At 72.4% G+C, this 7,422-nt stretch carries 8 protein-coding genes; 5 read left to right on the top strand and 3 right to left on the bottom strand.

The genetic code is table 11. The annotated features are described in order from the left end of the window. The 4 genes from Q7L73_RS26225 to Q7L73_RS26210 form a co-directional block, all read left to right on the top strand. On the top strand, nt 1-383 hold a 383-nt coding region (locus tag Q7L73_RS26225; protein WP_304715717.1), incomplete at its 5' end, for a WS/DGAT domain-containing protein. A gap of 9 nt (nt 384-392) precedes the next feature. Further along, nucleotides 393-1,283: an NAD(P)-dependent oxidoreductase gene (locus Q7L73_RS26220; protein WP_304695005.1), complete on the top strand. Its 891-nt coding sequence runs from the start codon at nt 393-395 to the stop codon at nt 1,281-1,283. Between the two features lie 110 nt (nt 1,284-1,393). After that, entirely contained in the window at nt 1,394-2,344 is a 951-nt protein-coding gene (locus Q7L73_RS26215; protein WP_304695003.1) for a glycosyltransferase, read from the top strand. A 58-nt stretch (nt 2,345-2,402) separates the two neighbouring features. Continuing rightward, nucleotides 2,403-3,413 (top strand): glycosyltransferase, encoded by a 1,011-nt coding sequence (locus Q7L73_RS26210; protein ID WP_304695001.1) that lies wholly within the window; start codon nt 2,403-2,405, stop codon nt 3,411-3,413. Here Q7L73_RS26210 and Q7L73_RS26205 read toward each other — a convergent pair. Together Q7L73_RS26205 and Q7L73_RS26200 are read right to left on the bottom strand one after the other, a co-directional pair. Continuing rightward, on the bottom strand, nt 3,407-3,922 hold the full coding sequence (locus Q7L73_RS26205) for a MarR family transcriptional regulator (protein WP_304694999.1): 516 nt from the start codon (nt 3,920-3,922) through the stop codon (nt 3,407-3,409). The two genes, Q7L73_RS26210 and Q7L73_RS26205, sit on opposite strands and share 7 nt — an antisense overlap. Further along, a complete protein-coding gene (locus Q7L73_RS26200; RefSeq protein WP_304694997.1) occupies nt 3,919-5,421 on the bottom strand; it encodes a DHA2 family efflux MFS transporter permease subunit in 1,503 nt (500 codons plus the stop codon). Before Q7L73_RS26200 ends, Q7L73_RS26205 begins: the two co-directional genes overlap by 4 nt. Before the next feature lie 117 nt (nt 5,422-5,538). Between Q7L73_RS26200 and Q7L73_RS26195 the strand changes: the two genes are divergently transcribed. Then, nucleotides 5,539-6,774, top strand: a complete 1,236-nt coding sequence (locus Q7L73_RS26195; RefSeq protein ID WP_304694995.1) for a multidrug effflux MFS transporter — start codon at nt 5,539-5,541, stop codon at nt 6,772-6,774. On the opposite strand, the gene Q7L73_RS26190 is transcribed toward Q7L73_RS26195, so the two are convergent. Further along, the gene (locus Q7L73_RS26190; RefSeq protein ID WP_304694993.1) at nt 6,708-7,400 is read right to left on the bottom strand and encodes a TetR/AcrR family transcriptional regulator; all 693 of its coding nucleotides are present in this window, start codon (nt 7,398-7,400) and stop codon (nt 6,708-6,710) included. The two genes, Q7L73_RS26195 and Q7L73_RS26190, sit on opposite strands and share 67 nt — an antisense overlap. Between the last annotated feature and the right edge of the window lie 22 nt (nt 7,401-7,422).

Raw genomic sequence — 7,422 nt, 5'->3', positions numbered from 1 at the left:
CCGGCGCCGCGCCCGCCGCCGCGACCGCCGCCGCCGCGCCCGCGCGCCCGCCGACGCTGCTCGCCGGCCCGCCGGAGGAGCTGCCGACGCGGCTGGCGATCGGCGCGCGGCTGGCGAACCTGACGATCCCCAGCGCCGAGGGGCCGCAGCGGCCGCTCCAGCTCGGCGGCGCGCAGGTGCGCGCGCTGTTCCCGGTCGCGCCGCACCACGACGAGCACGCGCTGACGCTGTCGACGCTCAGCTACGGGCGGCACCTGCACGTCGCCGCGGCCGTCGACGCGGTCGCGATCGACGGCGCCGCGCGGCTGCCGGCGATGCTCGCCGACGCGCTGCAGGAGCTGGCGGCGGCGACCGGCCCGCGCTCGCCTTGGGGCCTGTCCTAGGCTTGGAGGATGGAGCGGATCGGATTCATCGGGTTGGGGATCATGGGCTCGCGGATGGCGGCGGTGCTGCGCCGCGCGGGCTACGAGGTGGCGGTCTGGAACCGCACGCGCGCCAGAGCGGACGCGTGGGCGGCCGAGCACGGCGGAACGGTCGTCGCCAAGCCGGCGCACCTCGCCGAGTCGTGCGACGTGATCGTCTCGATCGTCGTCGACGGCGCCCAGGTCGAGCAGGTGCTGCTGGGCGAGGACGGCGTCGCCGAGGACGCGCGCGACGGCCTCGTCTGCATCGACATGTCGACGATCGCGCCCGCGCAGGCGCGCTCGATCTCGCAGCGGCTGCGCGAGCGCGGCGTCGCCTTCCTCGACGCGCCCGTCACCGGCTCGGCGCCGAAGGCCGCCGACGGCACGCTGACGATCATGGTCGGCGCCGACGGCGACGACCTCGCGCGCGTCCGCCCCGTGCTCGACGCGCTCGGCGAGTCGGTCGTCCACGTCGGCCCCGTCGGCCACGGCCAGACGGTCAAGGTGCTGACGAACGCGCTCGCCGCCGCCAACGTGACGGCGCTGGCGCAGGCGATGCTGATCGCCAAGCGGGCCGGCGTCGAGGTCGAGCGGATGATCGAGGTGCTGCCCAGAAGCGCCGGCGGCTCGCGCCAGGTCGATCTCAAGGCGGTGCCGATGCTGACGCACGACTTCACGCCGCTGTTCAAGCTCGAGCACCTGCTCAAGGACGTCGGCCTCGCGCTCGACGAGGGCCACGACCTCGGCCTCCCGTTCCCCGCCGCCGCGGCCGCCGGCGAGCTGCTGACGGCCGGCGTCGGCCGCGGCCTCGGCGAGCAGGACTTCGCCGCCGTCGTGCGCGTGCTGGAAGACCTCGCCGGGGTGTCGTTGAACGACTGAGCAGCGCTTGATTTGCCCTTTGCTCGGAAAGTTGGCAGAATGACTTAATGAGAATCGCCTCGTTGATCATCAACCATCAGGTCAACGCGATTTACCGATCGTTGATCCCGATGGAAGCGCTCGCGCGCCGCGGGCACAGCGTTCATGTCGAAGAGCTGAACCTCGTCGACCGGCCCGATCGCTTCCGCGAGTTCGACATCGTCTTCTTCTGGCGCTGCTACTTCTGGCCGATGCAGCAGCTCGCACAGCGGCTGAGACATGCGCACGTGCCGATGGTGTGGGACAACGACGACGATCTCACGGCGATACCGAAGGACAACCCGGCCTACCAGAAGACCGGCGGCTTCAGAGGTCGCAGAGCCTCACAGGAGATGGCGAGAATGATGCGGATGGCCGACGTCGTCACGACGACGACGCCGACGCTCGCCGAGCGCTATCGAGAGCTCAGCGGTGTCGAGGCGCGCGTGATCGAGAACTACCTGCGTCCCGGCTTCGGCGCGCCGCGCCGGGTCGCGCACGACACGGTCACGATCGGCTGGCTGGCGGCGCTGGAGCACCGCATGGACTACGAGCGGCTGGGGCTGCACGACGTCTTCGTCAGACTGCTCGCGACACATCCGCAGGTGCGTCTGGTCTCGATCGGGCTGAAACTTAAACTCGACCATCCGCACTACAGACACATCGACATAACGCCGTACGAGCGAATCGCGCCGGAGCTGGCGAAGTTCGACGTCGGCCTCGCGCCGCTGGCAGACATCGCCTTCAATCGCGGACGCTCGAGCGTCAAGCTGAAGGAGTACTCCGCCTGCGGCGTGCCATGGCTCGCCTCGCCGGTCGGGCCGTACGCCGAGCTCGGCCCGCAGGAGGGTGGACAGCTGGTTGCCGACGACGGCTGGTATGAGGCGCTGGAGGCGCTCATCGGCGACCTCGAGCGCCGTCGCCGGCTCGGCGCCAACGCCAAGAGCTGGGCGCAGCGGCAGACGATCGTCCATCACGTGCAGGAGTGGGAGGCAGTGCTGCGTGACGCGGTCAAGAGCGCGCGGATGGCGGCGACCGCCTGATGTTGCCTGCCTGTGGTCGTCGTTTGCATAATTGCGGCGGCCCAGGCATGGTTGAACGATGCCTTTGCAGATCGTCTCGCTGGTGCCCGAGGGGGCGCCCAGCTCGCTCTATCGCTCGTTCATCCCGATGCAGGCGCTCGCGCTGAGCGGTCATCGGGTCCACGTCGAGGAGCGCAACGAGCTGGGCGATCCCGCCCAGCTGCGCGACGTCGACGTCGTCCACATGTTCCGGCTGATGGGGCCGGGCGTCGAGCAGTTCACGCGCCAGCTGCGCGACGACGGCGTCGCGGTCGTGTGGGACAACGACTTCGACGTCTCCTCGGCACCGGCCGACCATCCCGTCGGCGTCGCCGTCGCCGAGGCCGGGATCGAGCGCGAGCTGCTCGCGGCCGAGCAGGCGATGCTCGCGCTCGCGACGCTCGTGACCGTGCCGACCGCCGAGCTGGCGGAGCGCTACCGCGCCGCGGGGGCGGCCGAGGTCGAGGTGCTGCCGAACCTGCTGCCGCCGCAGTTCCAGCGCCGCGGGCAGGCGGGTGCGGACACGACGACGATCGGCTACGCGGCGATGCAGGAGCACGCGTGGGACTACGAGCGCGTCGGCGCCGCCACGGCGCTGCGCGAGCTGCTGGAGCAGCGGCCCGAGCTGCGGCTGCTGGCGATCGGGCTCGACCTCGGGATCGACGACGAGCGCTGCGAGCAGCTGCCGTGGCAGCCCTACGACGACCTGCCGGCGCTGCTGTCGCGCTGCGACGTCGCGCTCGCGCCGCTCGCCGACGTGCCCTTCAACCGGACCCGCTCGAACGTCAAGCTGAAGGAGTACGCCGCCTGCGGCGTGCCGTGGCTCGCCTCGCCGGTCGGCGAGTACGCGCAGCTGGGGCAGGAGCACGGCGGCCGCCACGTCGCCGACGGCGACTGGGTCGAGCAGATCGGGCAGCTGCTCGACGCGCCGGCGGCGCGTCAGCGGCTCGCGGACGCGGGCCGCGGCTGGACCGACGGCAACTGCGCGACCAGCCACACGCAGGTGCTCGAGCGGATCTTCGCTCGCGCCGACGACCTGTCGGACTACTGAGCCGCGGGTGCCTGCGGCGGCGCGGCGGCGTCGGAGGCGAGCCCGTCGAACATCCGCGCCATCCGCCGCATCACGTCGGCGGCGGCGGCGAGGTCGCGGGCGTCGAGGTCGGCGAGCGTCGCTCTCCAGCAGGCGCGCCAGCGGGTCCGCTTGACCTCCAGCAGCTCGCGTCCGGCCGGCGTCAGCGAGACGACGACGACGCGGCGGTCCTCTTCGCTGCGGCGGCGCTCGATCATCTCCCGCTGCTCGAGCGCGTCGAGCATCGCGGTGACGCTCGCCGGCGTCAGGTCGGCGGCCTTCGCGAGCTGTCCCGCGGTCGCCTCCTGCTGCTCGTCGAGCATCAGCAGCGCGCGCACCTGCGCGTAGGAGAGGCCGTCGCCGCGACCGGGGTCGCGGCTGCGGAGTCTCCGTTCGGCCCGCATCAGGTCGCCGACGGCGCGGCGCAGCTCGTCGGCGAGCTGCTCGCGCTCCTGCTCCCGCTCGGCGGCGGCCTGCGCGGCGTCGCTCATGCGAACGACTCGGCTTCGAACTCGATTCTCGCCTCGGGCGGGACCGGCCGCTCGGCGTGCGCGGCACGGGCGCGGCGCTCGACGACGGCCAGCAGCAGCGTCGGCAGCAGCGCCACGAGCGTGACGACGAGGACAATCACGTAGGTCGAGCCGAAGGCGTCGGCGAGCGCGTCGGGCGTCGCTCCGGGGCCGGCGTCCTGCAGCTTGCTCTGCAGCGCGACCGACAGTATCGCCGTGCCGATCGAGCCGCCGACGCGCTGGACGACGTTCAGCTGCGGGGTCGCGTGGTTGACCTGGTCGGGCCGCAGGACCGCGAAGGCGGCGGTCATCGACGGCATCATCGACATGCCGATGCCGAAGCCGCGGAAGACCATCGCCGCGCTCAGCAGCACGAACGAGGTCTCGCCGCCGATCAGCACGAACGGGATCGTGCCGACGATCGTGATCACGCCGCCGAGGAGGGCGGTCAGGCCGCCGCCCCAGCGCTCGGTCGCACGGCCGGAGAGCGCCATCGCGAAGGCGGCGCCGACACCCTGCGGGATCAGCAGCAGGCCGGTGTGGACGGCGTCCTCGCCGCGCACCGTCTGGAAGTAGAGCGGCATCAGGATCATCGCGCCGAAGAGCGCGGCGCCGAGGCAGAAGGTCGTCAGCGACGCGGCCGCGAACGCCTTGTTCGCGAACAGGCGGACGTCGAGCAGCGGTCTCTCGATTCTGAGCGCGCGCAGGATGAACAGCGCGATCAGCACGAGCCCGACCGCGAGCGGGACCAGCACTCTGGCGGCGATCAGCGTGCCCGCCTCGCCGCTCTCGGCGAGGCCGTAGGTGACGCCGACGAGGCCGGTCGCGACGAGCAGCAGGCCGGGCACGTCGAGCCGGCCGGCGGCCGGGTTGCCGCTGTCGGCCGGCAGCAGCTTGACCGCCGCGGCGACCGCGACGACGCCGACCGGCAGGTTGATGAAGAAGATCCACTCCCAGCCGGCGTGCTCGATCAGCAGGCCGCCGAGCGTCGGGCCGAAGACGGGCGCGAGGATGATCGGGACGCCGATCGCGGACATGATCCGCGGCAGGTTTCTGGGGCCGGCGGCCTTGACGAGGATCATCTGGCCGATCGGCGCGAGCATGCCGCCGCCGACGCCCTGCAGGACGCGGAAGGCGATCAGCGAGCCGGAGGACCACGCCAGCCCGCACAACAGCGAGCCGAGCGTGAAGAGGACCAGTGAAGTGATGTAGAGCTTGCGGGCGCTGTAGCGGGTCGCGGCCCAGCCGGTGATCGGGATCACGGCGGCGAGCGCGAGCATGTAGCCGGTGACGACCCACTGGATCTGGTCCAGCGGCGCCTTCAGCTCGACGGAGAGGTCCTGCAGCGCGACGTTGACGATCGTCGTGTCGAGGACCGACATGATCATGCCGAGGATCACGACGATCGCGATCGGCCAGATGTGAGAGGGGATGCCGCCGCGCGCGTCCTGAGCGCCGGCGTCGGGGGAGCTGGAGGTCATGGGGCCTGACGTTCGGAGAATCTTTCGAGTACGAAATGTTAGCCTCAGAACCTTTAGATGTCGAATGTGATTGAGCGCACACATGGCCGCTCCGGGGCTGGCCGGTACGGTCCCGGGATGGCCCGCACCGCTCCGGGCGCCCTGCCCGGGGCGCGGACGCTGATCGTCGCGCTCGGCGCGCTGACCGCGTTCGGGCCGTTGTCGCTCGACATGTACCTGCCGGGGCTGCCGCAGCTGGCGCGCGACCTCGGCAGCTCGACCTCGCTGGCGCAGCTGACGCTGACCGCCTGCATGGTCGGCCTCGCCGGCGGGCAGCTGCTGGCCGGGCCGCTGAGCGACGCGCGCGGACGCCGCGGGCCGCTGCTGGTCGGGCTGGCGCTGTACGCGCTCGCCAGTGCGCTGTGCGCGCTGGCGCCGAGCATCTGGGTGCTCATACTGCTGCGGCTGGTGCAGGGCGCGGCCGGCGCGGCGGGGATCGTGATCGCGCGCGCGGTCGTGCGCGACCTGCACGAGGGCGAGGCGGCGGCGCGCTTCTACGCGCTGCTGATGCTCGTCAACGGCGTCGCCCCGATCGCGGCGCCGATCGTCGGCGGGCAGCTGCTCGGCGTGACCGATTGGCGCGGCGTCTTCTGGGCGCTGACCGCGATCGGCCTGGTGCTGCTGCTGGTCGGCTGGCGCTGCGTGCCGGAGACGCTCCCCGCCGCCGGCCGGCACGGCGGCGGCCTGCGCGCGACGACCTCGGTCTTCGGCGCGCTGCTGCGTGACCGCGGCTACCTCGGCTGCGCGCTGGCGCAGGGCCTCTGCAGCGGGATGATGTTCTGCTATATCGCCGGCTCGCCATTCGTGATCCAGCAGATCTACGGCCGCTCCGAGCAGCTCTTCAGCGTCGTCTTCGCCGTCAACGCGCTCGGGATCGTGCTGCTGGCGCAGCTCAGCGCGCGGCTGGTCGGCCGGCTGGGACCGCGGCGGCTGCTCGTCAGCGGGCTGTGGCTCGGGCTCGGCGGCGCGCTCGCGCTGCTGCTGGCGGTCGTCGCCGACGCCGGCCTGCTGGCGGTGCTGGCGTCGTTCTTCGCGATCGTCTCCAGCGTCGGGCTGGTGACGCCGAACGCGACCGCGCTGGCGCTCGCGGGCGAGCCGAGCACGGCCGGCAGCGCCTCCGCGCTGCTGGGGCTGGCGCAGTTCGCCTTCGGCGCCGCGTTCGCGCCGCTGGTCGGGATCGGGGGAGAGGGGACGGCGCTGCCGCTGGCGCTGACGATCGCGGCGCTCGGGGCCGCGTCGGTGAGCGCCTACGCGCTTCTGGGCAGGTCGGGCAGGTCGGCCGGCGACGAGCACATCCCGTCGAGCACGGCCTGATCGGGCGGGCCCGGCTGCAGCGGCGCCGGCGAGCCGCCGGCGCGCAGCCCGTCGAGCACGACGCCGAGATACCGGCGCCAGAGGTCTGGGTTGGTGTGGCTGTAGCGCTGCATCGTCGTCCCGATCGCGCTGGACAGGACGAAGATGTCCTCGGCGACGAGGTCGGCCCGGATCACGCCCGCCTCGCGGCCGCGCGCAAGCACCTGCTCGGTCCCGCCCAGCAGCTCGGTGCGGAGCGCCTGCATGCGCTCGTCGGCGAGCAGCTCGGGGCTGGCGACCTCGCCGATGCAGCGGTCGCAGGCGGTCATCTCGATCCCCTCGGTCATCATCCGCACGAAGCCGGCCCATGGGTCGGACTCGGCGAGCGCGGCTCTGACCGACGCCAGCATCTCCTGCTTTCTCGCCAGGATCACCGCCACTTCCAGCTCCAGCTTGGTCGGGAAGTGGCGGAAGAGGGTGCCGGTGCCGACCCCGGCGCGGCGGGCGATCTCCGCCACGCCGACGTCGAAGCCCTCGGCCGCGAAGGCGGCCGAGGCAGCGGCGAGGACGCGCTCGCGGTTGCGGCGCGCGTCGGCACGCAGAGTCTTCTGCGTCTCGCCGCTGGGTGTGGTGTCGACGGTCGCCATCTTGTCGTCCTGTCTGACGATA

This window comes from Conexibacter sp. CPCC 205762, from assembly GCF_030646155.1.
Classification (GTDB): Bacteria; Actinomycetota; Thermoleophilia; order Solirubrobacterales; family Solirubrobacteraceae; genus Conexibacter.
This window is presented reverse-complemented; position numbering and strand designations above follow the sequence as displayed.

Coding starts and splice junctions, on each gene's coding strand:
- Q7L73_RS26220 (WP_304695005.1), top strand. CDS start 393: ATGGAGCGGATCGGATTCATCGGGTTGGGGATCATGGGCTCGCGGATG.
- Q7L73_RS26215 (WP_304695003.1), top strand. CDS start 1,394: ATGGAAGCGCTCGCGCGCCGCGGGCACAGCGTTCATGTCGAAGAGCTG.
- Q7L73_RS26210 (WP_304695001.1), top strand. CDS start 2,403: ATGCCTTTGCAGATCGTCTCGCTGGTGCCCGAGGGGGCGCCCAGCTCG.
- Q7L73_RS26205 (WP_304694999.1), bottom strand. CDS start 3,922: ATGAGCGACGCCGCGCAGGCCGCCGCCGAGCGGGAGCAGGAGCGCGAG.
- Q7L73_RS26200 (WP_304694997.1), bottom strand. CDS start 5,421: ATGACCTCCAGCTCCCCCGACGCCGGCGCTCAGGACGCGCGCGGCGGC.
- Q7L73_RS26195 (WP_304694995.1), top strand. CDS start 5,539: ATGGCCCGCACCGCTCCGGGCGCCCTGCCCGGGGCGCGGACGCTGATC.
- Q7L73_RS26190 (WP_304694993.1), bottom strand. CDS start 7,400: ATGGCGACCGTCGACACCACACCCAGCGGCGAGACGCAGAAGACTCTG.